Genomic DNA, 24,274 nt, shown 5'->3' with positions numbered 1-24,274 from the left:
GCTGAGCCGGCGCGGCACGGACAGGTGTCGCAAGATCGGGGCCGATTGCCGGTCAACGGAGCAACCGGGACTCAGCACTCACCCGTCTCACGCCATCGGTCGCAGTCATGCCCCGGTTTCATAAGCGCATTCTGCGCTCCTCGTCGGCCCTGAGCCGGCCGGTCACCCACAGCCGTGTACCGGGCAGATCCTTCAGCGAGCTGCCCAGAGCAACGGTGAGAAGAACCGATGCTGCCCGCCGCTCAGGCGTCCTGCCTCCGCAGGTGGGCTAGGACGTCTGCGACCTCTAGGTCGGACTGGTCCTTGTCCCCTTCCCAGCGGGACATGACCGCGACCGCAGCCTCGGCCATGTCCGCAGGGAGCCCGGCCGCACGCAACGTCTCGGCGATGTCCTGCATCTCGGGGGCCCAGCGCCAGGCCCGTGCCGCCACGCTGGGCAGGTAGGCGGGGTCGGACAGGATGTTGGACGCCATGATCTCGGCCTCCGCCGTGAGCTGGTCGCCGACGCCATGCGCGTCAGCGAGTGCGTGAGCGACTCCGGCGAGCGTTCGGGCGGCCTTCTGGTAGCTGGCGAAGGCCATTTTCAATGCGGAGGCGGAGCCAATGTTGCCGCTCGCACGGCGGATGTGCAGGCAGGTGTCCTTGAACAGGGTGTCCACGAAGTCGGCGGAGTGGCTGTCTCCGGCGAGGTAGAGACGCGCGCTCCGCTGACCGCCGGGTGGCGGACCGAAGATCGCTCCGTCGAGGACGGTGCGCCCGGGCCGAATCCGCTCTGCGATGTGCTGCATCCGCTGCGGGTTGATCGCGTTGGCATCGACGTACACCCCGCTGAAGGCACGGTCGGCGACGCTCGCCGCCACATCCTCCGCGGCCTGCGGCGGGCAGACCGAAAGGACGACGTCGCTTCTCTCCAGCGCCTCGCCGAGAGAGTCGCATGCAATAGCGCCGGCTTCCATCGCCCGGCGCCGCGTCGCCTCGCTTCGGTCATCCGGCACCCAAAGCACCTCGTGGCCTGCCTCGACCGCTTGGGCAGCGACGGCGGCACCCATGGAGCCGGGGTGCAAGAGGGTAACGGTGGTCACTGGCTGCCTCCGGGAGGGAGCTGGGCGGGCGAGCGTTCCTGATGAGCAATGATCGACTCTCGAAGTCCGATCGCGGAAGGCGACCCCGCTCCTGGGTGCAGCGCGAGCTGACGACTGAAGTGACCGATCCGGCGATCGACGCTCTCAGTGCGGCGTCGCTCATTAACGCCGAGGACGGGGTGGATCTGAGTCGCGGCGCCCTCGATGTCGCCTCGGCCCAGCCGGGCCATGGCCAGGTCCATGCGGGCCAGGGACATCTCCCCCAGCCGTTCCTGTCCCGGCGGTGCAGCCTGGAACATCTCCACCGCTTCGTCGGCGCGAGCCTCGGCGTCGCTGAGATGCTGGTTACCGGCGAGCCAGAGGTGGGTGCTGCTGGCGTAGAAGAGCTGCTTCTCGACCGGGAAGGCCATCATCCCGCCGGGCAGTTCATCGCCTTGGCTGAGACGTTCACGCAGACGGTCAGCGGCGCTGAGGGCAGCAAGGGCGTCGCTGCCCCGGTTCAGCTGGCCGTACGCGCGTGCCTTAATGCTCTCCAGCCGGATCTGAGCCGTGCCGGACTCCGGCGTAAAAGCGCTTCCGACTTCGGCCAGGCGTACGGCGTCGGCCGGACGACCGTCCCAGTACGAGATCAGGGCCTGAAGCCCGCGCACCCAGGAGCGCAGGCCGTTATGCCCGGCCAGTTCCCCGAACAGGAAAGCCGTGCGGGCCTGCGTCTCGGCTGCGTCGTAGCGGCCCAGGTCGAAGCTGGCGTTCGCCAGTACGCCGCACAGGACGCCGGCGCCCACGTAGAGGTCACAGGTGTACTGCGGTGGCTGACGCCCTTCGAGGAGTTCGAAGGCGTGGTCACGCAGGGTGCGTACTTCGCGGAAGAGTGGCCCGACGGGCCGGTTGGGGTACGAAACGACGATGCGGCGGATGTCAGCTTCCAGCTGCTCCAGCGTGTGCGGTCCCACATTGCTGCTCTCTGCCTTGGCCGCGAACTGCGCCGACTCGCTGGCCGCCGCCATGACCACGTCTTCAAGGCCGTACTCGGACGGATCCCCTGCCTGTCCCCCGCCAGCCGCTGAATGAAGCGGCGAAGGCGCTGGCCCGGACGACACGGGCCCGAGGAGCCGGGCGGCCGGGATGCCCGGGAACATGAACTCCAGGACGCGACGAGCGACCGTCTGCGGGGTGCGCACCTCTCCGTGCGCGTATCGGAAGAACTGCCGCTTCTCGATCGTCGCGGTCGAGATCGAGCGAGGGCCTTCCAACTCCGCTAACTGCTTGGCCGCTTGTTCGTATCGCGTCTTGAAGACCTGGTGGTCCTGCCAGCCCCGCTGATTGATCAGGGTCTGGAAGAGGGTCGGTCCCGATTGCTCCACAGCCGCTCCCTCGCGCCGGCGCCTTCCTCTGGCCACCACGCTAGACATCAACTGCGCTCAGGTGCAGTCCCGTTAGGAAGAAACCGCGGACGCACGGCCAATAGACATTGGTTCGGCACGAAGGGACCACGTTAGTCATCGCTTAGGGGCTCGTTCAGGCACGAACGGTGGAGCACACTGCGGTCTTCGCCACGGCAACACGCAGACCCTTCGAGATCACGTTCCCCGCCGTGGGTACGCAAGGCCAGGCAGCTCAGGAGGCCCGCTCATGGCAGCGCACCACCAGCTCGCATTCCCCGTCGCCCAAACGGCAGCCGCCGCCCAGCAGGCACGACACCGCGTCGTGACCGCCGTTCGTTCCTGGGACATACAGCTCGGCGAGGACGAACTGGACGGAATCGAGCTGGTCGCCGCTGAACTGGTTACCAACGCCGTGCTGCATGCAACGTCGGGCCCCGTCACGGTCGGGGTCCACCGAAACGGTGCTGCGCTAGTCGTCGAGGTCCATGACACCGCGAAGGCGCTCCCGGAAACGGGCCCCGTGGACGTGAATGCCGAGTCCGGGCGGGGACTGCACCTCGTGTCCGCACTCGCCGACCGCCATGGAACCGATCTCACCCCGACTGGCAAACGCTGCTGGGCCGAGTTCGACGTACCCAGCGGGGCCCTGGATCAGACGACGGACCAGGACAGCGGCCGAGAGCTGCACCTGGTCTCCTACTCACCGAGGAAACCGGAGGTCAAAGCGGCGCGGAGGTCTCGTCCACCGTCGGTGCAGCAGTCCTCCTCACACATGCAGGCGACGGAAGGGCCCCGGCAGTGGCCGAGTGGAGGGCCTGGCGGCGCAAGGAACGCCAACAAGCCATCCCATCGACTGAATAGTGCCGATTTGACAGGCAGTTGGGAGCCTAGACTCGTGCGCTTCCCCGAGGCCCCACTCCCAGCACGGGTCGGCCTCGGGACATCCCAGCACGGGGCGAGGGCCACGGCTCTGCCCATTCCCGACCAAGTGGAGGTTGTTGTGCCTGAGAAGGTCACGAAGGAAAAGGTCCTCGTCTACGTCGTACGCGACGGGCGGCTGCTGGTGTTCCGCCACACCGACTACACCTACGAGGAGGTCGGCATCCAGGTCCCGGCGGGCAGCATCCGCCCCGGCGAGACCCCGGAGGCAGCCGCTCTGCGCGAGGCCCGTGAGGAGACCGGCCTGTCCGACTTCAAGATCGTGCGCAAGCTCGGTGAGACCGAGTACGACATCAGCCCGTACCGGTTCGAGATCCAGCACCGGCACGTCTTCCACCTGGAGCTCACCGAGCCGACCCCCGAGCGGTGGATGAGCCAGGAGGACCACGACGGCGAGCAGGAACCTACTCACTTCGAGTGCTTCTGGATCCCGCTGGAGGCCGCCCACATCCTCCAGTCCGGCCAGGGCGCCCTGCTGGGGCGCCTGTCCGACTAGCCACCTGTCCGGTCACGGCAGCATGGGAGAGGCAGCCGATGAACCTCAGCACAGAACAGCGCCATCCGATCGAGGGGCTCTACCGGGGCCTGGACGTCGACGACACCGGCACCGCGGTGTCGGTCATCGTCAAGACACGCGGTGAGACGTGCGACATCGACTGCCTCTACTGCTACGAGAAGCGCAAAGAGGCTCCCGGAGGGGCACGGGTGGGCGCCGGCCAGGTCAGGCGCCTGGCCGACCTCTTCAGGGGCCGGCCGCTCGCTGTCGAACTGCACGGTGGCGAGCCGCTGACCGCAGGCCGCGACCACATCGCCGAGATCCTCACGGAGCTGGCCGGCCTGCCTCAGGTCGTCTGCGTTAGCCTGCAGACCAACGGTGTCCTGCTCGACGCGGACTGGCTCGAGATGTTCGACGACCTCTGTCCGGATTTGCAGATCGGCATTTCCCTCGACGGGGACGCCCAGGGCAACGCCTGGCGGGTCGGTTACGACGGGAAGCCCGTCTACCCGCGCGTCGCCGCGTCCCTGGATCTCCTGGCAGAACGGGGCCGCAGCGTTGGCGTGATCGCCGCGGTGACCCCAGTGGTGCTGGGTCGCGCCGAGCAGGTCCTGGATCATCTCGCCGGCTTTGGTTCCGTCAACGCGATCAGCTTCGTTCCCTGCTTCGACTCCACGATCCGCCGCTCCACCGCCCTGCCAGGACGGCGCAAGACAGCCAGCCGCTTACTCCAGCAGACCGCAGTGAACGACACCGACGGCCCCGCCTGGGCGGTCCACCCCGACGAGTACGCACAGTTCGTCCTCGCCGCCACCGCCCACTGGATCACCGCCGGGCACTTCGCCCGCATCAAGCTCGAACCAGCCGTTTCCACGATCCGGCGGTTACGGGGCCTACAGACGGGCTTCTGCCACTTCTCCGACCTCAAGTGCGACCACGTCTTCACCCTGTATCCCGACGGCCGTCTCGGCAGCTGCGACGAACTGCCCTGGCCACAGGCCCGCCTGCTTCAGCTTGAAACAGCCAACGGCCAGCACGAAGTAATTCGCGCCCAGCAGGGCTCCCTCCTGCTGAACCAGGGCAAGGCCCTGATGGACAAATGCACCACCTGCGATTACCGCGACACGTGCGGCGGTGGCTGCGTCGCCACCCGCTGGCGTATGGACCCAGCCGACGATCACGACGCGTACTGCGACTACCGGATGCGGATGATCGACGGCATCTCGGCCTTGCTCGTCCAGCCGGCGCACCCCGAAGGCACCTGGTGCCAGAGCCTGCGCTGGCATCCGCGGACCCCCAACAGCATGCGCGACGTGAATGCCTTCCTTACCCGCTGGGACAGCCCGGCCGTCGCCCGCAGGGAGGTGCGGCTGCACACCAGCGAGCACGGCAACATCAACACCGTCGGGCTCGCCGGCGTCCACGAGGCCGACGACCTCGACCCTGCCCACCCCATGTGGCGGGCGTCCATCGAGCCGGGCGTCTGGCCGCTGGTCGACGCCGTCACCCGCGCCTGGGGCCTAATCACATACGACAGCTGCCAGGGCCACCAGTACGCGGACCTGGACCTTCCCCCTGCCGGCCTGCGCGTCGGCATCCTCGCCCGCGACCGCGAGGAGTACGCCCGCACGGCTGCGGCTCTGTGCCGGGCTGCCACCGCCGCGATGCTGGACCTGCCCGAAGGCATCGAGGTCAGCGTCGGCCGCTCGGAACTCACCTGTGAGAGTTCGGGCACCACGACCCCGGTCCTCGACCTGAGCCTGGCCCCCCACCCGGGCCAGGGGTGGGACACCCACTTCGCCCACCTGGTCAAGGCCGCTGCCGTGCTGGCCGAAGCCCTCACCGCTGAGCACCCAGACATGGGCACCACGTGCGCCTGTCCGCTTCCGGTGCCGGCCACCGAGGTGGAGGCGGTGCTGCGGTGAAGCCCGGCGACGAGGTGACCGTCCACCAGTTACTGGGACGCATCGTCTACTTCCACACCCTGTTCATCGAACCCGCCCTCACCTCGGTCGGCCAGCCTGGCACAGGCAAGGCGTGCTGCAACCACCAGGACACCGCGGCGCCCGGACAGCCCGACGTCGGCACGATGCTGGCCGATACCGCGTGGACGGTCCTCGACGAGATTGCCCGCACCCTTGGCGAACACGTGCTGCCTTGCCCCAAGTTCGACCGTCACTGCTGTGCGACCTGCCAGATCGCCGCCTCGGGCGCTGCCATCGGGCAGGCGTGGACGATCACCGAGCACCGCGCCTACCGCCGTCCCCCGCCCACCGACCGGCTCCGGCAGGCAAGCCGCACCACGGCCGCCACCCGCCTCGCCCGCGTCTTCGCCTGGCAGTACGGCGCCGACTGCCCCGTCCTTGCCATGGCCGAGGCCAGTTTGCTGCCCGTCAGCGACGAGCTGCCGCTGACGGGAGAGCTCCTCGCGCTGTGGCAAGACCCGCTGGCCCCGACCAGCAGCCCGGTCGTCACCTGGCTCAACCACTGCACGGACCTCAACGACATCCACCGCGTGCTCCAGCAGAGGGGGACCACGAAGTGATCCACATAGCCGAGACCGTCGGCGTCGGCAGCATTGAGAATTTCCTCAGCGCCGACGAGCGAGCCCAACTCGCCAGCCTGATGAACGAGTTCCTTATCGCCGAGGACGCCGCCCGCTTCGGCGGTGATCGCCGTACCTCTATCCACGAGATCCCCGGCCACAGCACCGAACAGGCCATGGCCGTCTACGAGCCCGCCGGACGCATCGAGATCCCCACCATCCCCGAGGCAGCCGAAAAGCTCCTGTACGCCGCCTTCGAACGCGCCCGCCCGGCCCTGTCCCGCGTCATGCCCTCCATCGCTTTGTGCCGCCCTTGGACGTACGTGGAGTACGGGGTGGGCCAGCACATCACCAGCCACCTCGACGGCATCGCCCCCGAGCCGCTTGCCTGGCCCCGCCAGATCGCCGGCATCAGCGTTGTGATCACCCAGGCCGACGCCGGAGGCGACTTCTACGTCGAGACCGCCTCCAGCGACCGCCTATGGCATGGGCAGGCACCGGATGCCACCGCGCACGGCTACGCGGAGGGCATGTGGCTGGCCCGCGACGGAGCCGACAACTCCGCCACCTGGTTCCAGCAGATGCCCCGCACCCGCTGGAGCGTTGCTCCGGATCCCGGCACCGCCCTGCTGTATGGCTCCCAGCTCGCACACGGCACCCTCCCGATCACCGCTGGCAGGGTCGCCAAGTTCATCAGCTGGTTGATCGCCGAACCCACCACGGCGGAGTGAGCGCGTGCTCCTGGCCCTGGAAGGCATAGCCGGCGCCGGAAAGAGCACCCTCCGAGACCGGCTCCTGGCAGACGCCCGCACCACGGGCATCGCCCTCAGCCACGTCGGCCAGTTCTCCTGGCTCTCCCATCCCTCCACCCGCACCCTGATCCGCCTGCGGGCCGGACACGCGGGCGACCCCGACGAGGCCATCGAGGCCGCTTGCCAGGACCTGACCCTCCACTCCCGCTTCAACCTCGCCCCCGCCCTCGCCCAAGGCCCGGTCCTCGCCGACCGGCTCACGCTCTCCACCGCCTGCCTGCTCGCTCTACTCCACCAGCAGTCCGTCGACGAGTACGTCGAACGCCTCGCCGAACAAGGGTCAGCCCGCCCGCAGCTGACCGTTCTGCTGACCACCGAGGCCGACATCTGCCACGCCCGCATCACCAGACGGGCGACCGCCCGGCGCTTCACCGAGCACCCCGAGGCCGCCGCCCGGCTGGCCGACCTATACCAGGAGGCCGCCAACGCCTGGGCCAAGATCACCGGCCTGCCGGTGCTGCACCACCCTTGCACGACCCGCGCCGACCTCGACGCCCTGACCGCTGCCTGCATGGACCAGCTCCGCGCGGCCAGCCGCTCTACACCTCCGACCACGGAAGCGAACAGATGAGCCTGCACCCGATGCATCCCGCAGCCTGGGTCCTCGATCAGCTCCAGACGGACGGCTGGCACGTCAGCGGCCTCCTCGCGTTCACCCGCGCCAGCACGCTGGTCAAGGCCAGCCGCCCCGGCCAAGACGACGTCGTCGTGAAGGCCGGCTTCGGCAGCAACCACGTCCTGAGCGAACTCGAGCCCACCGAGCGGCCCGCCGCGTACGGCTTCTACTGGTACGCGCAGATGACCGAGGCGGAACGAGCCCTGGCCCGCGAGGACTTCCGCCACGAAGCGGAACTCACCACCGCCGCCGCCGGAACCGACCACGTCGTCCCCTTGCTGGAACAAGGCAGCTCGGAGCGGTTCGACTGGTTCACCATGCCGCACTGCGACGACGGGAACTTTCGGGCCTTCATGGCCTCCTCGAAGGACACCAGCAAGGGCCTGAACATCCTCGCCGACGTCGCCGACGGGTTGGGAAGCCTTCACCAGCGCGGCATCGTCCACCGCGACGTCTACCAGGAGAACATCCTCATCGACCAGGGCCGGGGTCTGATCACCGATCTGGGGGCTGCCCGTCGCATCACAACCCCGCGCGGGCCGGACCACCGCGGCCCCGAGGTTCACTGGCCGCCCGAGTACTTGACCGGCTACCACGAAGCCACCCCGGCCGCCGACGTCTTCAGCCTCGGCGTCCTGGTCTACCGCTACCTGTGCGCGGACATCCCTCGCCTCGGCGGTCACACGAACTTCACTGTCATCCCTGATCCGTTGCGATCCCTCGTCGCCGCCGCGCTCTCCGCCCAGGCTGCCGATCGCCCCCGTATGGGCGACCTACGTGACGCGCTCCGCACCGCCGCCAGGTCCCTCAGCACTGACTGACGCCAGGGAGGCCCGCACATGCACATGCCCAGGGCGAGATCACCGCCGCACTCCTAGGCCAAACACCAGAGCCCAGGGAACAACCCGAAGCCACGAGACCGAAGGCGGAACAACCCATGAGCAACGATCGCATCGCCGACTTCCTCGCCGACGTCGAGGACCTGCGGGGCGAGGACGACACCGTCCGTACCACCGCCCACACTTCCAGCGTCTCGGCCGAGGGCTGGCCGGCCGCCGAAGCGGACACCACCACGACCGTCGCCTGAACGCTCACAGCCGCCCGGCGCTCTGAGCGCCGCCGGTGAACACACCTGGGGCCGGGCCGCCAGCATGCGCGCCCCGGCCCCAGGCCCGACCACCGAACAGGAGCCCTTTCGTGGACACCCTCGGCGCCCTCTTCGACTTCCCGCCGATCACCCGCCTCCACCACGACCGCACCCGTCGCATCCACGCAGTCATCCGCCCCGACACACAGCCGCCTCACACCGGCATGAACCCGGCCACTGACTATTGCCTCGCCCACCACGCCCTCGAAGGAGCTGAAGCCGCCGCCCGCGCGGGCAACAACACCACCTTCGACTGGTACACCGGCCACCCCGACGCGGACGCCTCCACCAACTCCACGCCTACCGCCGTCGGAGCTCGCGTCGTCATCAGCCCGGACCTCACCGACCTGCCCCGATCTCCGATCTCCGAGACCCCCTATTACGTGCTCGGTCCCAACACCGAACCTGCCCCGCCGCAGCTACGCGACCTCGCGGCCGTCGCGTACACCGCCGCCATGGACGCGGGCTTCGGCGACCTGCTCGCCGCGCACGCCGTCGTCCTGTGCCTGCTGCGCACCAAGAGCCTCGGCGACACCCTCGATAGCTGGACCATCACGCGCCTGCCCGGCACCGTCTTCATGGACCACGTCGGGGACCCGGTTGTCCTGGCCCGTGACCTCATCCACGAGGCCGGCCACAACTGGATCAACGACGCCCTCTCCGCCACCGGTTGCAAGATCGACGATCAGGCGCACTTCCACTCCCCTTGGAAGAAGACGATGAGGCCCGCCTTCGGCTTCCTCCACGCCTGCTGGGCTTTCCCCCTCACAATGCTCTACACGGCCCACGCGCTGAATGGCACCACAGGAGACCTGCACCGCTTCCTGGCCGCCTACCTCGACCAGCAGCGAAGCCTCCTCGCAGGCACCGCCGCCGACCACCCCCGCGCCCTGGAACTGATCAGCGACGACGCCCTCTGCCTCCGCCTGGCTGCCGTCTACCAGCAGGCGCTTGCCCTGTGAACGCCGACCGCCACGAGGCCCCGGGCCTGTCCCTGCTGGTCGATAGGCCCGGCGAAGACCCCGTCCTCCTACAGACCGGCCTGGCCAGCCTCGAACACGGAGTGCCCATCAGACCGAACACCACGTTCAATACCGGCTCCGTCGCCAAACAGATCACCGCCCACCTGGTCCTGCTCGCCGCCCGAGACAACCTGTTCCATGTCAACCAGAAGGCCGCGGACCTACTGCCCAGACTCAAGATCAGCGACGTCACCATCGCGGACCTGGTAACCCACCAATCGGGCATCCGCGACGCCGAGTCCCTGCTCTCGCTCACCGGCTTCCGCGACCTCGACCACTACACCGCCGACGACCTACGAACCCTCGCCTACCGCCAGCACCGGCGCGCCGTCACCGAGGGCCATTTCCTCTACAGCAACACCAACTATCTCCTTCTCGCCGAGATCCTCGAATCGGTCCACCGCACCACACTGGCCCACCTCGCCCGGCGCCACCTGTTCGACCCGCTCGGCATGAACGACACCCACTTCAAGGCCGACCCCCGCCACGTCATCCCCAAAGCCGCAGCCGCCTACCAGGCCACCCCTCACGGCTGGCAGCACGCCGAAACGCCGGTCACGCTGCCCGGGCCCGGAACCCTGTGGACCACCGTCGGCGACCTCGATCGATGGCTCGCGCATCTCCACCAGGAATGGCAGCACGAACACCGGCTCCCCAGGGAGGACGCCCTCAGCTACCAGCCCAGCGACCACCGGCCCTACCTCTACGGACCCGGCCTCTACGCCGACGCGCGCCCCGGACGCACCGCCGTGTTCCACTATGGCCACGAACAGGGCTTCTCCGCAGCGACCCACCTGGACGCCGCGGGACTGCGACTGGTCTGCCTGTCCAACAACGCCAACATCGCAGCCGACCAGGTCACCGCCGCACTCCTGCGGGAACTGCGTGAACACCCGGACCGGAATCAATCGGACCTCCTCCGCCGGGCAGCAGCGCGCCAGCGAACGCCCAAGGTTGCCGTCGGCACCCGGCCCCCGCTCGGCGACCACAGCCCGCACATCGAGCTCGGTACCTTCACCTGCGACCAGGCCCCCGGCACCCTGCGGCTCACCCACTACGCGGGCACCCTCCACCTGTGGCGCCGAGGGGCCAGGGACCAGCTCACCCAAGCGGGGCCGAGGGCGTACACCGGCAACGGCTACACCCTCACCTTGAACGGCGACACGGAGCAGGCGGACCGCTTCACCCTCGACCTCGACCGGGCGCCCGGTCTCACATACGTCCGCCAGTAGCCGTCGTCCACGAAGCCGCTCCCAACGGCGCACAGTCCCGACCGAGGGCAAAGCACGGTGCACACAGATGTTGGCGTGCCTCGACGACGGGAGTGTCATGAATCAGGTGTGGGTCTCCCCGAAGGAGTGAGCCTGATGAGTACGACGACTGATCACCTGATCGAGGGCGTCGACGGCGTGTCACTTGCCGAGGTCGGCGATGGCGCTCAGGGTGCCGACGTGAAGTCGATGCCGGTATCGCACAACGGTCTGTCCAGCGAGCTGCTGGAGGAGCTGGCCGCGCTCGCGGCCGAGAAGGTCCGCGGCGGGGGACTGCGGCTGATGGGCGAGGGCGGCCTGTTGCCGGAGCTGGCCCAGCACCTGATGCAGTCCGCTCTGGAAGCCGAGATGGACGAGCATCTGGCCGTGGAGGCCGGCCGGGTCGGTGGACGCGGGTCGCGCTCGGGTGGCAACACCCGTAACGGGTACCGGGCCAAGAAGGTGATGACGGAGGTCGGTGCTGTCACGGTGCAGGTCCCCAGAGACCGGCTGGGTACCTTCCAGCCCCGGATGCTGCCCAAGTACGCCCGCCGCACCGGCGCGTTGGACGACCTGGTGCTCTCGCTGACCGCGAAGGGACTGACCTCCGGTGAAATCGTCTCCCATCTCGCCCAGACGTACGGGATGACGACGACAAAGGAGACCATCTCCACGATCACCGACAAGGCCCTGGAATCGATGGCAGAGTGGCGCACGAGGCCGCTGGACTCGGTCTACCCGGTCATCTTCATCGACGCCGTGCACGTGAAGATCCGGGACGGCTCTGTCGCCAACCGGCCCATCTACGTGGCCGTCGCGGTCACCGCCGACGGCTATCGCGAGATCCTCGGGCTGTGGGCCGGGGACGGCGGCGAGGGCGCCAAATACTGGCAGACGGTGCTGACCGAGATCAAGAACAGAGGCGTCCGTGACGTGCTGATGCTGGTCTGCGACGGGCTCAGCGCCCTGCCTGACGCAGTGAACGCAGTCTGGCCCCAGACCGTGGTCCAGACCTGCGTGGTGCACCTCCTGCGTGCCAGCCTGCGTTATGCCTCGCGCCGCGACTGGGCCGAAGTCGCCCGCGACCTCAAGCCCGTCTACACCGCCGTCAACGAGGACGAGGCCCGGACACGGCTGACGGACTTCGACGACAAGTGGGGCAAGCGCTACCCCTCGATCGCCGGGACCTGGGAGCGGGCCTGGAGCGAGTTCGTGCCCTTCCTCGGCCTTCCCGACGCCATCCGGCAGGTCGTCTACACCACCAACGCGATCGAGTCCCTCAACGCCCGCTACCGGCGCGCGGCCCAGGCCTGCGGACACTTCCCCAACGAGACCGCCGCCCTCAAGCGCCTCTACCTCGCCACCCTCGCCCTGGACCCCACCGGCCGCGGCCGCCAGCGCTGGAACAACCGCTGGAAGTCGGCGTTGAACGAGTTCGACGTCCTCTTCGACGGCCGCCTCACCGCCGGACGGGTGTAGACCGAACAGCCCACCGAAAAACCTGTAGGCCAAACAGACGAACCACACCTGAATCCTGATAGACCCTCGACGACCTGACCACCTTCGACCGGTGGTGAATCGAACTGGAGAGATGCTCGGTGCTTGACCGCATGGTGATTCCTGGGATCGCTGAGTTCGCGCGAGGAGGTCTGACCGCGCCCCCGCAGACCGATGACCGGAACCCCTGGGTGAGCGGGGTCTGCTGGCTGTACTGCGGCCAGCGCTGGACACGCGTCTTATGGATCGGGCCAGCAAGCGTCGCGGGCATACAAGCCCCGATGTTCGCGTGCAGCCCCTGCATCGCCGAACTGCACGAGCGGGTGTGGCAGTCCGTGCTCCTCGGCGACGAGCCGGACAACGAGCCTCCAACGAAGCTCGTCACAAATGACGAGCACAACGGACGACGCGGAGGTCGCCATCGAGGCCGCAGTAGGTTCCTGCGCTCTCGAACACGATGAAGGTCCTGATGACGTTATCCACAGGCCCGTCGGGAAGCGGAATCCCCTGGCTAGGCTGTCCCCATGGCAACAGAAGCACCAGCAGTGGCAATGGATCTTGTGCTCCGGACGGAAGCGCGAAGGCAGGAGTCGTCTTCGGCGCTTGACCCCAAGCAGCGCGCGAAGCTGGGCCAGTACTTCACCCCTGCCCCTGCCGCGGACTTCATTGCCTCGCTGGCCAGACTGGAAGCGCCGGACACGATCCGCATCCTGGATCCGGGTGCCGGAGCCGGCTCCCTCACAGCGTCCCTCGTGATGCGCATCCTTCGCGAACGGCCTGGAACGCGGATCAGCGTCACGGCCTGCGAGGTCGACCCCCAAGTACACGAGACCTTGGCGGCCACGCTCGCGGATTGCGTCAATACGGCGCGCGCCGTCGACAGCCACGTTGAGGTGAGCCTTGTACAAGGCGACTTCATTGCATGGGCGACTGCGGATGAGGTCTTGGGCGCCCAGGGCCGAGGCCCCTTCGACCTCGTGATCATGAACCCTCCGTACAAGAAGCTCGCCGCGAACTCTCGCGAACGCAGGGCAGTGACGGCGGCATGTACTGAGACATCGAACCTCTATTCGGCGTTCATGGCGCTCGGCGTCCACCTTCTCGCGCCTGGCGGGCAGCTGGTGGCGATTACGCCTCGCAGCTTCGCCAACGGCCCATACTTCCGGCCGTTTCGTAGGTACTTCCTGGATCACATGCACATTGACCACGTGCATGTATTCGAATCCCGGAACAAGGTATTCGCTGACACGGACGTACTCCAAGAGAACGTGATTTTCTCGGCGACCCGCACGCATTCCCCGGAACGCCGCCCGGTCACGGTATCGACCAGTCAGAGCTATTCAAGCGATATCCGCAGCCGATCTGTTCGATACGAAGAGATGGTGCACCCGGCGGATCCCGAGTACTTTATTCACATCAGCGCCGACGAGGGAGACGTCCAGCTCGCCGCAGTACACGCAAGCATGCCGGCCGCCCTCCCCGAGATCAGCTGCCAGGTTTCCACGGGACGGGTAGTCGACTTCCGGAGTAAGGAACATCTGCGCCCCGATCCGGCCGAGGGGGCAGTTCCGCTGATCTACCCCCTCCACATGCGGGAAGGGGCGATTATTTGGCCAGTTCCCGGAGCGAAAAAGAACAACGCTATCATGCTCAACGGCGACACTGAGAAGATGACGTTCCCTTCCGGTTACTACGTCGTCGTGAAGCGCCTCTCCTCCAAGGAAGAGAAGCGCCGTGTCGTTGCCTCCGTATTCGATCCGGATGAGACACCGTGTGATCGGATCGGCTTCGAGAACCACGTAAATGTATTCCACAATGGCGGCGAAGGAATCGCGAGGGAGGTCGCACGCGGCCTCTGTCTTTGGCTAAACTCCACCCTTCTGGACCGCTTCATCAGACGATTCAGCGGCCACACACAGGTCAACGCCACTGATCTGAGGAATCTTCGCTATCCCAGCAAATTGCAGTTGGACGCCATGGGCCGAGACTGGCCGCAGGGTGCGTTGCCCGATCAGGAGAAGATCGATGACCTGGTCGAGCGCCACTTGTGACGGTCCGGTCCATCCTGCTCCTTGACGGTTAGTGTGGATTGCCGGAGTACGCGGAATGGCTGATTCTGTGCACGTTGGCGGAATCCCGTCGGTCCCTGTGGCTCGGGCTGGTCGGTGACCTCACGCCCCTGTCTGAGTTGCCCTGTAGTGTGACCCCCGCTTATTGCACCGGCACATCTGGGGAGGGCTAGCGAGTGACAGAAGCGCAGCAAGAGAAGAAGCTTGAGGAAGCGAAGGAAATTCTTGCGGCGATAGGGATGCCCCTAAAGCAGCAGAACACCCGAACTGCCCTGGTGCTGCTCTCGATGTTCGACCTCCGCCCAGCGCAGGGCTGGTCAGAGGCCAAGGTAAATACCCTCGGGATCACCGAATGCATGGACTGGATGGCTGATCACTATCCGGACATCCCGAAGGGGACGAAGGACCCGATCAGGTATGCGCCAAACAGTCGAGAGTCGGTCCGTAAGGAATCCGTGCATCAGCTCGTGTCCGCCGGTGTCCTCTTCAAGAATTCCGATGCACCGGGCAGGGCCACGAACGACAAGAACAACCGCTATCACCCGAGCCCTCTGGCCGTGAAGGCACTCGCATCCTTTGGGACACCCACATGGGATATCGCGCTGGAAGAGTTCCATAAGGAGTGGGGGAAGCTGCGCGATAAGTGGGCTGCCGAACGGGCGGCCCACCGCGTCCCTGTAGTGCTTCCCGATGGAACCGTCACGTCCCTGAGTTCCGGCGATCACAGCGACCTCATCAGAGACATCGTCGAGTCCTTTGCGCCGCAATTCACTCCCGGCGGCACGGTCGTCTATCTAGGCGACACCGGATCCAAGTGGATCGTGGAGAAACCGGAGTACCTGGCAGAGCTGGGCGTCGTGGTGGACCCGCACGGCAAGATGCCGGACGTAGTGATCCACTACACCGAGAAGGACTGGCTGGTGCTGGTGGAGGCAGTCACCTCAACTGGGCCGGTCAACGGCAAGCGGGTCGACGAGCTCAAGGAACTCTTCAAGGGTGCTCGCCCGGGTCTGGTGTTCGTCACGGCATTCCAGACGAAGAAAAAATTCCGTCAGTTCGCGGCCGACATCGCCTGGGAGACGGAAGTCTGGGTCGCAGAAGACAGCACGCACATGGTGCACTTCAACGGCGAGCGTTTCCTGGGGCCGTACGACCAGCATCAGTGAAACGACGAGGGCCGCCCCGCAAAGCGGAGCGGCCCTCAAGAAGATATCGGCGACGACCTACTCTCCCACGAGGTCCCCCTCGCAGTACCATCGGCGCTGGCAGGCTTAGCTTCCGGGTTCGGAATGTTGCCGGGCGTTTCCCCACCGCTGTGGTCACCGAAAATCATTACGCAACCCCTAGGGCTGAGCGTTTTCGTGCGATCAGTATACAGGTGGATGGATGGCGGAGGGCGTCCCGCCCCAGCAGGCCGGGTGTCCCAGCCGACAGAAGCCCCGAGTGCAGGGAACTGAGCTGGCGACCCTTGGGCTGCCTGTCGCCGATGGGCGAGAATCAGCCAAGTGCGCAACGTGGCAAGGGAGTTATCTAGCCACTGGCCATGCGTTGTGCTTGCGGGTGGCTACGCTGCGTGCCTCCAGAGATCTCCTGACGTGGGCGGATCCGACCCAAGGAGAGACGCTTGAGCACTCATCTGCGCTTTGCACCCGAGATCCTGATCCGCCTGGGCGAGGAGTTGATCCCGCACCCAGACCTCGGGGTGATCGAACTGGTCCGTAATGCGTACGACGCGGATGCGACAAAGAGCATCGTCCAGCTCCACAACGCCACTCAGCCCGGCGGCACACTTGTGGTCGAGGATGACGGCGACGGCATGACGGCCGAGGACATCCGCGAGGGCTTCCTCCTTATCGGGAGGTCGTCGAAGTCTGGCGCACCAGATAGCAGCCGCTCCAACCGCCGTCGAATCGGAGAGAAGGGCCTGGGCCGGCTGGCGGCGCTGCGCCTTGGGCGCCGGGTGGAGTTGTTGTCGCGCCCGCGTGGTGAGCCTGGCGTGGAGCACAAGCTCGTCATCGACTGGTCTGACTATGACTCGGTTCGCTCGGTCGAGGAGGTCGAACTCGCGATTGTCAGCCAACCAACGTCGAAGGCCCCCGGCACTTCGTTGACTGTGCATCAGTTGCGACAGGGTTTCGACAAAGAGCAGATGGAGCGGCTTGCCCGTGCCATGCGACTGCTCACCGGGTTCTTCGATGACGAGGACACGGGTTTCACTGCGACGCTCATCGCCCCGCAGTTCGATCAGGTCTCCGACGCTGTAAATCGAAGCTTCTTCAATGAATACGAATACAAACTCGAAGCTGATCTAGACGAGCAGGGGTACGCAAGTACCGTGCTCTACGACTGGAAAGGGCGCGTAATTACCCGAGGGGAGCACATCGACGTCGCGCCGGACAGCCGTGGGAGTCGCTTGCAACCCCCTCTGCGATATCAGGCGCCGGCTGCCTCCTTCGAGCTGTGGATGTTCCTGCTGGATAAGCGTTCGTTCGAACGGCGCGCGTCGAAGGTCAAGTTCGCAGAGCTGCGTCCTTGGCTGCGGGTCGTGGGGGGTGTTCACCTGTTCCACCGAGGGCTGCGCGTGCATCCTTATGGGGACCAGGGTTTCGATTGGCTAGACCTGAACCTCCTTCGGGCCCGCAACCCGCAGCTGCGCCCCTCCACCAACAACAGCATCGGGCGGGTGTCGGTAGACGACCCAGATGGTCTCCTAATCCCCAAAACGGACCGAATGGGGTTCCAGGAGAATGCCGCCTTCATTGAACTTCGTGAATTCTCCCGAAGTGCCACAGAGTGGGCAGCGAGGGAACGGAAGAGGATCCGTGAGGGTGAGCGGCTAGGAATGACTCCGCCCGTTCGCCACGCCGAGCCCGCCCCTATCGACGACCGCCGCGAGGCGCCCAGGGCTTCCGCAGGCGGCCGTGGGGCTTTGGAGACTGCGTCGCAGCCAGAACTGTTGACATTGTCGCCAAGCCTCCCTGTTCAGCGTCAAGAGACCAGCTTGCCGACGATACGACGAGAGCACCTGCTGTATCGCTCCCTTGCCACGGCCGGGATCCTTACTGTCGCGTTCGCGCATGAGACAGCAGCTGAAAGCGACGTCGGCGAGGCTGGTCTCGGGGCAGTCGGACTTGCGGGAATCGCTAGGCGAGCGGCCCGGTCGGACAGCTTCCGTGTCGAGGTCCTCGACCTAAATGAGGTGGTCAAGCATGCCTTGAGTGCGGTGCGCCCCCAGTTGGAGCGGCGTGGAATCGCCCTCAACGAGGAGTTCTGGGACGAGTCGATCCCTGTTGCGGGTTCAGTTTCGGACCTGGAAGCGATCGTCTTCAACCTGGCCGCCAACGCTATGAGCTCATTCGCTCGCGCCGGTGATCTGTTGGGAGAACGCGCGGTAGTGGTTCGCACTCGGGTTGCGGACGGCCACGCGGTTGTCCACTTCTCGGATTCAGGCCCGGGCATTGTCGACGTCGACTTCGTAGAGATGTGGCGTCCGGGCGTGACCGGCGGCGGGTCCGAGAGCGCCGGACTCGGACTGACGATTGTCCGGGATGCCGTGGCTGACATGTGCGGCACGCGGTCTGTGGTTGAGGAGGGGGCCCTGTCGGCTGACGCGTACGGGGAGCTGGGGGGCGCGTCCTTCCATATCCGCCTGCCGATGCGGGCTGTCGGCGAGTAGCGAGAGCAGATCCAGGACGCGCTCCCGCCAGTGTGCGTCAGCAAAGCGTGACCGGGCGGGGTTGGCACAAGGTGTACGGGGCGGCAGATCGACAGAGAGCGATGTGGCTCTGCCCCCCAGGGACGTCGGGACCGGGTGTGATCACCGGTCCCGGCGTCATGATTTTGTGGGGCCTCGTAGTGCATAGATCTTGGGTCGAACTCCGGAGGCGACGGCCTCGCAGTCGACACAGCTGCGAACGGGGCGCTGACCTCGCAGAACCACCGGAGTCATGGTTGCAGTCCTGGTTGCATTCAATTACGTACAGCACCGTTCACAGAGCCCGCTCCCACACACTCCGCCCGCAGGTCAGAACACTCCCGCGCATCGTCGAACCCCCGGACGAACATTTGGAAAGCGTGTTGCCCCGGCCTTCTTCAACGGAGACCTGGCTGCGTGAGCGATGCGTGAGCGGACGTGCTGACACGGCACGCATAGTTCTGGACCGGACAGCAAGCGACACGTCTCTGACCAGGTATTTCTGGACCAGCGCGGAAGCTTACGGAAGGCCCGGCAGGATCCTGCCGGGACTTTTAATCCGTTGGTTGTGGGTTCGAGTCCCACACGGCCTACCTGATGCAGGGAGGGGTTTACCCCCTCTGACCTGCTACTTAGCGCCTCGATCGGCTTCGGCCGGTCGAGGCGCTTCGTCTTTCTCGCCCTCATGCGTGAGCGATGCATGAGCGGACGGCCCGACAGCAGGCGCTACTGATGCGGTTCTGCGGAGCCTGTCGGCTGTGAGAACGCTGGCCGGTGGCTGGGGCGCGCACAGCCCAGCCAGTCGGCTATGGAGCTGCCAGCGCCTCTTCAATGGCATCTACGGCTTCGGCAAGGTGGCGGTAGACCTGCGTCTTCAGCCCCATGCGCCTAAGACCGTGAGTCAGGGGATCGCGCATGTGCCGTTCGCACACGACGAAGTCGGCGTAACCCGCTGCGCAAGACAGGTAGACCATGTCCGTAAGATCGTTTGGGCGCCACTTGGTGCCTTTGTTGAGATGCCGGTTGTGGAGCATCTCGCGGAAGAGCCCCAGCGCCGGGAAACTGCGGATGTCATCGGCTGCCTCGTTCAGTATCCAGCGATGGAAATCGTCGACGGGGAGGGCTGCCGCATGAGCCTCCTCGGCCAGTTCCGCACTGATGTCCGACAGTAAGAAGGCATCGATGGCCTTCCGCTTCTGCTGGGAGTCGAGATCCTGTTCGTCGAGCCAGTCGCTGAAACGTTGATTCGAATCGGCCCAGCCTGTGTCCGGCCCCGGCTCGATGCGCTCGGTGTCCAGCATGGTGTCGATCGATACCGTCGCGGAGACCAAAGCCTCCGTCGCGAAGGCTTGAGCTGGCTCGAAGGTTGTTGGCGCCGCATAGTGCTGCATGCCGCGCGCAGTGGATGAGTACAAGGCGTCCGGGGACAGCGTAAAAACGGGGGCTGAGCGGACTTTCGTGAGCTGCCCCGACCGCTGGCAAAACCCGTCATGGATTTCGTCGCGCCGCGTCTGCAGGGCATCTCGCATCTGCCAGCCTCGGCTGTGCTTCAAGACCGTCAAGCCGAGGCTGTATCGCTTGGTGGTGTCGAAACGCTTCGTGGTTTCGGAGTAGTGGCCGGCGGATGCAGGCAGGACGATGCCTCCCTCTACCACCCACTGCACCAGCTTTTCAGCGGCACTACGGCTGGCCTCGCTCACCTTTGACGGCGTGTGGAAGGCATTGCTGATCTCGCTCCACTTGTTCTGGTCGAGATACACGACGAGGCGTCCGGCCAGTTGATCTTGTGCGCCGTCGCGCCGAGGCAGCTCAAAGAGAATGTCGTCGCCTGCACGTGTGACGGCCAGCAGCACGTTGAGAGACGGAGTGACATGCAGTCTCGACAGTGTGCTGCTGGCCTCGAACGGCGAAGATTCCATGGGAAACCGCGCCTCCTTGCCATCAGAGCGCGCCTCCAGTCCGCAGCCGACGACGCGCTCACTCAGACGCTCACCGAACTTGAAGCCCGCCGTCCCAAGGAGGAAGCCCGTCGCACCCTGGCCAACGACGTACGCGCCGCCGTTCCCGAACACGCCGAGCGGATCCTCGCCGACCCCGGATGGCCAGCCCTCGCCACCGTCCTCGCCGACGCCGAAGCAGGCGGCCACAAACCCCACCAACTCCTCAAGGAAGCCGCCGCCCGCCGAGAGCTCGGCACCGCCCACAGGGCCGCCCGCGTCCTGATCACCCGCATCCAGCACACCAGCCGCGACCCCGCCCCCAACCGCCGTGCCGAAGCAGCCCGCCGCCGTACCACGACACAGGCCACCGGGCTGCAAGCCTCAAGGCCAGAACCCGCTTCAAAGGCCCCTGCCGCACCAGCAGACCGACAGCACCGTCATCGTCGTTAGAAGCCACCGTCGAGGCGAAGGCACCTGAGCAACAACGGCTGCTGGGCAGGTCACCAGGCGCGGTGACCGGCCCAGCAGCCGGAGCACTCCTATGCGCGCGGAGCTTTCGCTGTGAAGAGGTGTCACAGGCTCCCTGGGATCCGCCTTCGGCCTCATCCACGACGCAACAGGCCGCCCCGCGCGCGATGCTTCCCAACGTGGCGTCCGCCGGGCTGCTCGGCCGTCGTCAGCGTGCTCGGCGGGGCCAGACGGGTCGGTTCATCGCGAAGGAGTATGGACTGCCAGACCTGATCCTGTAGGGCTCGGATGCACGGGCCACACGCGTACATCGCTGCCTGGGCTCCGGCCATGGTCACGGGACCGATCCACAGGACGCGGGTCCAGCTACGGCCGCAGTAGAGCCAGCAGTAGCCGTCAATCCACGTGTTGCCGTCGTCGGTATCCGCTGCTGCGGGCAGTCCCCCGCGGGCGAATTCAGCGATGCCGGGTATGACCTGGGGCGTCGTGGCCATGTCCATAAACACAACTCAACCCTCGCGATCACTCGCTCGGGGCGGCTGCCCTGGCTGACTCCTGCTTGTCGATATCGGCGAACAGGAGGGTGGGTTCGGCCAGGATGTCGCGGCCGGATTCGCTCTTGTAGATCTCGTCGACGCTGCCGAACCGGGCCTTCGAGTAGTCGAGGTCGAGGAGGTCTGCCGCCTGTCGGACCGATGCCTCGTCGGGACCTTCGATCTCGACGAATGTGGGGAGGTCCGGCCAGGTGTCGAAGTCGAAGGCGACCTCACCCAGGCGCCATTCCTCGCGGTAGTTCTCCTGGTAGCGGACTTCACGCAAGCCGACGCTGCGGAGAATCTCAGCCATGGCGTGCAGGTCCGAGACCTCCGTCTCGATTTCGGTGGTGCCGTCGATCGTCGTGGGGTCGGTGACCTGCTTCAGCGTGAGCGTGGAGCGAGTGGCCTCATCCCTCAGGCGAATCCAGGCGCCACCTTCAAGGGCGTCGTTCTCGAAGATCTTCCGCGTGAGGAGGGTGCGTGGGAACGCCTGGACGGCTCCGAGAGCGGTCAGCTTGGCCTGGAGGTCGGCGACGTCGATGGCGAGGAACTTCGCCTCGTACTCGTGCTTCATGTGTCCTTCTTCCCGTGGCTCTAGGAGGGGGTGGATGCGCGGGCAGCGAGGAGAAGGCCCATGCGATGGGTGTGGTCCTGCAACTGTCCGACGTGCGCCTGCTCGGTGAATTCGTTGGTCCGCAGAGTGAGCAGAACGTCCCAGTCACCGATGAAGAACTGCCGGAGCCTCTCCGGGGACGTGTAGTGCTCAAGCCTGTGGTGGCGCTGCTCGATGGGCATCATGAACTCCGCGCCGAACAGACCGCCAGGCCGGACCAGACGCTGCATGCGGTCGACGAACTCGCCCAACGGGCGGTGGTGGTTGGCACTGTAATGCCACGAGCAGCTTGTCCAGACTGCGTCGCAGCGGTCGGTCACAGGCTCCGCTGCGAGGAAGTCCTCCTCTACGACCTGCACGCGGTCGTGGAGCCCTTCGTGCCTCAGCCGGTCGATCAGCCCCATCGCGTGACCGGTCTTGTCACCCGGAAGTTGGATCTCGCCGCCGTGAAGGGCGAGCGGGTCGCGTTCGATGGCGATGACGCGGTAGCCGGCCGCAGCCAGGGGCAGGACGAGCCTTCCGTCGCTCGCACCGATGACCGCCACAGTGGAGTCAGGCCCGGCACGCTCCTCCAGCATGGCGAGGAACTGCGGGAAGAAGGTAAGGGTGTGCCGCCACATGCTCGGTGTCTGCACTGGCTTGCTCTCCTTGCGGGTTGGCGGTCAGGACGGCCTGGAGCACCTTGCCGGGGGTGAGTCCGGTGGTGTCCACGTGGTGCATCGGGAACGAGGTGTAGGCGTCAGTGATCTGATCTGCTGTGATCTCCGCGAGGGCATCCCAACGGGAAACGGGCTTCTCGCGCCTGGCGAGGCGGCGCTGACGCTCACCCTCCGCGCAGACGAGGTAGTAGGTGACGGGCTGCGGCAGGTCAGTCGGCAGCGCCACGGAGAGATCGGCCCCGAAGGCAAGGTGATTGGCCAGGCAACGGGCGAAGTAGCTTTCGACGACGACCGGTGTGCCGGCGGACAGGTACCGCTGGATCTGAACAGCCGCGGTGAACAGGGCTGAGAGGTAGAAGCACATTCGGGCCTCGACGTTCCCCAGCCGGTCCACCTCCTGCCGCAAGGCTTGGTGGGTGAGCGGCACGGTCGGGACCAGGACGGCACCACGGGCGACCGCAAGCATGGGCGCGAGAGTCGATTTGCCAGTTCCGCGGAGACCTTCGAGGCACTCGAACGGCGCTTGGTCAGACACGTCCGTACACCACGTCCGGAACCGCGAGGGTGAGTTCGTCGGTGGCGGACGGCCGGTGGTCGATGTGGCCGGCGAGCTTGTCGTACCAGAAGGCGTGTGAGTCCTTGCCTACGGCCTTGCAGGACATGGTCAGTGCGCCACGCGGGTCGGCTTCGATCCGTTCGATGGCCTTGGGGCCTCCCTCAGGAGCGCAGAGCTCCGGGGCGCCGTGCTCGGACAAGTCCTCGTCGACGATCACCTCGATGGTCAGCTCGGCTGCTGCGAGTTCGCTTCGAAGGCGGTTGTAGGCCGTGGGGTCGGTGACCAGCAGCTCGGGATGAGCGGCTGCGTTGCCAACCGGACGGAGGTGGTGGAGTTTCAACTGCTCTGCCCCGTAGTACTGCAGGGTTCGGGCAAGCGGCAGCACCTCGTCGATGTTGCGCGAGGTGACCGTCATGGTCGCACCGGTGCGGACACTGAGCCCGCGGGCGGTGTCGAGGGCGCTAAGCGCACTCTGGTAGCTCCCGTGCTTGCGGATGTGGTCGTTGGTCGAGCCGACGCCCTCCAGCGAGACACGCAGCAGGTCCAGGTCGGGGGCGATCTCCGTCAGCTGGCGCACGATCCGGTAGCCGTTGGTGCAGATCTCCACCTGCATGCCCAGTTCCTGCTTGGCATACCGGACGACCGGGGTGAGGTCTCTGTAGACGAACGGCTCGCCGCCCAGCAAGGTGACAGCCTCGGTGGCGTACTGATCGCGCATGAGGGTGAGGAGGTTGATTGCCTCGTCCGCGGTGAAGGCATCGGCGTGCTGGAGCCTCTTGCCGTGGAAGCAGTGCAGGCACTCGAAGTTGCAGCGGTAGAGCAGCTGTAGGTACAGCATCCGGATCCTGCGAATCCCGGTGACTTCCCCGATCATGTGCGTCTCCTTGGGGCAGTTGCCTGGTGGGAGACCTGATGCTGACGGAATGACACCGGACCGCATCACCGCGT

Annotated in this window: 23 protein-coding genes, 1 rRNA gene and 2 pseudogenes; 15 read left to right on the top strand and 11 right to left on the bottom strand. The window is 66.2% G+C overall.

Annotated features, from left to right (window positions below):
- Positions 1–242: 242 nt before the first annotated feature.
- The 3 genes from ACLLJJ_RS16595 to ACLLJJ_RS16585 form a co-directional block, all read right to left on the bottom strand.
- Positions 243–1,082: a DUF1932 domain-containing protein gene (locus ACLLJJ_RS16595; protein ID WP_434591773.1), complete on the bottom strand. Its 840-nt coding sequence runs from the start codon at positions 1,080–1,082 to the stop codon at positions 243–245.
- Positions 1,079–2,446 carry a hypothetical protein gene (locus tag ACLLJJ_RS16590; protein WP_434591770.1) on the bottom strand — a complete coding sequence of 456 codons (1,368 nt, stop codon included), beginning with the start codon at positions 2,444–2,446 and terminating at the stop codon, positions 1,079–1,081. The genes ACLLJJ_RS16595 and ACLLJJ_RS16590 overlap by 4 nt, the downstream gene beginning before the upstream one ends.
- Positions 2,447–2,699: 253 nt before the next feature.
- The gene (locus ACLLJJ_RS16585) at positions 2,700–2,888 is read right to left on the bottom strand and encodes a hypothetical protein (RefSeq protein ID WP_434600692.1); all 189 of its coding nucleotides are present in this window, start codon (positions 2,886–2,888) and stop codon (positions 2,700–2,702) included.
- Between ACLLJJ_RS16585 and ACLLJJ_RS16580 the strand changes: the two are divergent.
- A pseudogene (locus ACLLJJ_RS16580) lies at positions 2,814–3,020 on the top strand (ATP-binding protein); the annotation flags it as partial. The gene ACLLJJ_RS16585 and the pseudogene ACLLJJ_RS16580 sit on opposite strands and share 75 nt — an antisense overlap.
- On the opposite strand, the gene ACLLJJ_RS16575 reads toward ACLLJJ_RS16580, so the two are convergent.
- Positions 2,937–3,155 (bottom strand): hypothetical protein, encoded by a 219-nt coding sequence (locus ACLLJJ_RS16575; RefSeq protein ID WP_434600691.1) that lies wholly within the window; start codon positions 3,153–3,155, stop codon positions 2,937–2,939. The pseudogene ACLLJJ_RS16580 and the gene ACLLJJ_RS16575 sit on opposite strands and share 84 nt — an antisense overlap.
- 312 nt (positions 3,156–3,467) lie before the next feature.
- Between ACLLJJ_RS16575 and ACLLJJ_RS16570 the strand changes: the two genes are divergently transcribed.
- The 12 genes from ACLLJJ_RS16570 (at position 3,468) to ACLLJJ_RS16515 (ending at position 16,026) form a co-directional block, all read left to right on the top strand.
- The gene (locus ACLLJJ_RS16570) at positions 3,468–3,902 is read left to right on the top strand and encodes an NUDIX hydrolase (RefSeq protein WP_434600439.1); all 435 of its coding nucleotides are present in this window, start codon (positions 3,468–3,470) and stop codon (positions 3,900–3,902) included.
- A gap of 38 nt (positions 3,903–3,940) precedes the next feature.
- Complete coding sequence (locus ACLLJJ_RS16565) at positions 3,941–5,827, top strand: radical SAM protein (RefSeq protein ID WP_434591767.1); 1,887 nt, start codon at positions 3,941–3,943, stop codon at positions 5,825–5,827.
- Complete coding sequence (locus ACLLJJ_RS16560) at positions 5,824–6,447, top strand: hypothetical protein (RefSeq protein WP_434591764.1); 624 nt, start codon at positions 5,824–5,826, stop codon at positions 6,445–6,447. The genes ACLLJJ_RS16565 and ACLLJJ_RS16560 overlap by 4 nt, the downstream gene beginning before the upstream one ends.
- Entirely contained in the window at positions 6,444–7,178 is a 735-nt protein-coding gene (locus ACLLJJ_RS16555) for a hypothetical protein (protein ID WP_434591762.1), read from the top strand. Before ACLLJJ_RS16560 ends, ACLLJJ_RS16555 begins: the two co-directional genes overlap by 4 nt.
- A gap of 4 nt (positions 7,179–7,182) precedes the next feature.
- Entirely contained in the window at positions 7,183–7,830 is a 648-nt protein-coding gene (locus ACLLJJ_RS16550) for a hypothetical protein (RefSeq protein WP_434591759.1), read from the top strand.
- Entirely contained in the window at positions 7,827–8,696 is an 870-nt protein-coding gene (locus ACLLJJ_RS16545; RefSeq protein WP_434591756.1) for a protein kinase domain-containing protein, read from the top strand. The genes ACLLJJ_RS16550 and ACLLJJ_RS16545 overlap by 4 nt, the downstream gene beginning before the upstream one ends.
- A gap of 116 nt (positions 8,697–8,812) precedes the next feature.
- On the top strand, positions 8,813–8,962 hold the full coding sequence (locus ACLLJJ_RS16540; RefSeq protein WP_434591753.1) for a hypothetical protein: 150 nt from the start codon (positions 8,813–8,815) through the stop codon (positions 8,960–8,962).
- Positions 8,963–9,072: 110 nt separating this feature from the next.
- Complete coding sequence (locus tag ACLLJJ_RS16535) at positions 9,073–9,984, top strand: aKG-HExxH-type peptide beta-hydroxylase (protein WP_434591750.1); 912 nt, start codon at positions 9,073–9,075, stop codon at positions 9,982–9,984.
- Positions 9,981–11,276, top strand: coding sequence for a serine hydrolase domain-containing protein (locus ACLLJJ_RS16530; RefSeq protein ID WP_434591747.1), 1,296 nt, complete (start codon positions 9,981–9,983; stop codon positions 11,274–11,276). Before ACLLJJ_RS16535 ends, ACLLJJ_RS16530 begins: the two co-directional genes overlap by 4 nt.
- 228 nt (positions 11,277–11,504) lie before the next feature.
- A complete protein-coding gene (locus ACLLJJ_RS16525; protein ID WP_434600248.1) occupies positions 11,505–12,773 on the top strand; it encodes an IS256 family transposase in 1,269 nt (422 codons plus the stop codon).
- A 542-nt stretch (positions 12,774–13,315) separates the two neighbouring features.
- Entirely contained in the window at positions 13,316–14,842 is a 1,527-nt protein-coding gene (locus ACLLJJ_RS16520) for an Eco57I restriction-modification methylase domain-containing protein (protein WP_434591744.1), read from the top strand.
- A 194-nt stretch (positions 14,843–15,036) separates the two neighbouring features.
- Positions 15,037–16,026: a BsuBI/PstI family type II restriction endonuclease gene (locus tag ACLLJJ_RS16515; protein ID WP_434591741.1), complete on the top strand. Its 990-nt coding sequence runs from the start codon at positions 15,037–15,039 to the stop codon at positions 16,024–16,026.
- Between the two features lie 44 nt (positions 16,027–16,070).
- On the opposite strand, the gene rrf is transcribed toward ACLLJJ_RS16515, so the two are convergent.
- Positions 16,071–16,187 (bottom strand): 5S ribosomal RNA (rrf, locus tag ACLLJJ_RS16510).
- Positions 16,188–16,484: 297 nt separating this feature from the next.
- Between rrf and ACLLJJ_RS16505 the strand changes: the two genes are divergently transcribed.
- Positions 16,485–18,536 (top strand): ATP-binding protein, encoded by a 2,052-nt coding sequence (locus ACLLJJ_RS16505; protein WP_434591738.1) that lies wholly within the window; start codon positions 16,485–16,487, stop codon positions 18,534–18,536.
- Positions 18,537–19,360: 824 nt separating this feature from the next.
- Here ACLLJJ_RS16505 and ACLLJJ_RS16500 read toward each other — a convergent pair.
- A complete protein-coding gene (locus ACLLJJ_RS16500) occupies positions 19,361–20,626 on the bottom strand; it encodes a hypothetical protein (protein ID WP_434591735.1) in 1,266 nt (421 codons plus the stop codon).
- On the opposite strand from ACLLJJ_RS16500, the pseudogene ACLLJJ_RS16495 reads away from it, so the two are divergent.
- Positions 20,507–20,944: pseudogene (locus ACLLJJ_RS16495) on the top strand (mobilization protein); the annotation flags it as partial. The gene ACLLJJ_RS16500 and the pseudogene ACLLJJ_RS16495 sit on opposite strands and share 120 nt — an antisense overlap.
- Positions 20,945–21,096: 152 nt before the next feature.
- Here the strand turns inward: ACLLJJ_RS16495 and ACLLJJ_RS16490 are convergent.
- The 5 genes from ACLLJJ_RS16490 to ACLLJJ_RS16470 all read right to left on the bottom strand — a co-directional run bounded on the left by ACLLJJ_RS16490 (position 21,097) and on the right by ACLLJJ_RS16470 (position 24,200).
- Complete coding sequence (locus ACLLJJ_RS16490; RefSeq protein ID WP_434591732.1) at positions 21,097–21,456, bottom strand: hypothetical protein; 360 nt, start codon at positions 21,454–21,456, stop codon at positions 21,097–21,099.
- Positions 21,457–21,484: 28 nt separating this feature from the next.
- A complete protein-coding gene (locus tag ACLLJJ_RS16485; RefSeq protein WP_434591729.1) occupies positions 21,485–22,072 on the bottom strand; it encodes a class IV adenylate cyclase in 588 nt (195 codons plus the stop codon).
- Positions 22,073–22,092: 20 nt separating this feature from the next.
- Positions 22,093–22,746 (bottom strand): class I SAM-dependent methyltransferase, encoded by a 654-nt coding sequence (locus tag ACLLJJ_RS16480; RefSeq protein ID WP_434591726.1) that lies wholly within the window; start codon positions 22,744–22,746, stop codon positions 22,093–22,095.
- The gene (locus tag ACLLJJ_RS16475) at positions 22,664–23,236 is read right to left on the bottom strand and encodes a hypothetical protein (protein WP_434591723.1); all 573 of its coding nucleotides are present in this window, start codon (positions 23,234–23,236) and stop codon (positions 22,664–22,666) included. Before ACLLJJ_RS16475 ends, ACLLJJ_RS16480 begins: the two co-directional genes overlap by 83 nt.
- A gap of 61 nt (positions 23,237–23,297) precedes the next feature.
- The gene (locus ACLLJJ_RS16470) at positions 23,298–24,200 is read right to left on the bottom strand and encodes a radical SAM protein (protein ID WP_434591720.1); all 903 of its coding nucleotides are present in this window, start codon (positions 24,198–24,200) and stop codon (positions 23,298–23,300) included.
- Positions 24,201–24,274: the final 74 nt, after the last annotated feature.

It is taken from the genome of Streptomyces sp. A5-4 (assembly GCF_051131715.1).
Classification (GTDB): Bacteria; Actinomycetota; Actinomycetes; order Streptomycetales; family Streptomycetaceae; genus Streptomyces.
The sequence above is the reverse complement of the archived record's forward strand: the minus strand, read 5'-3'. Positions and strand labels throughout refer to the sequence as shown.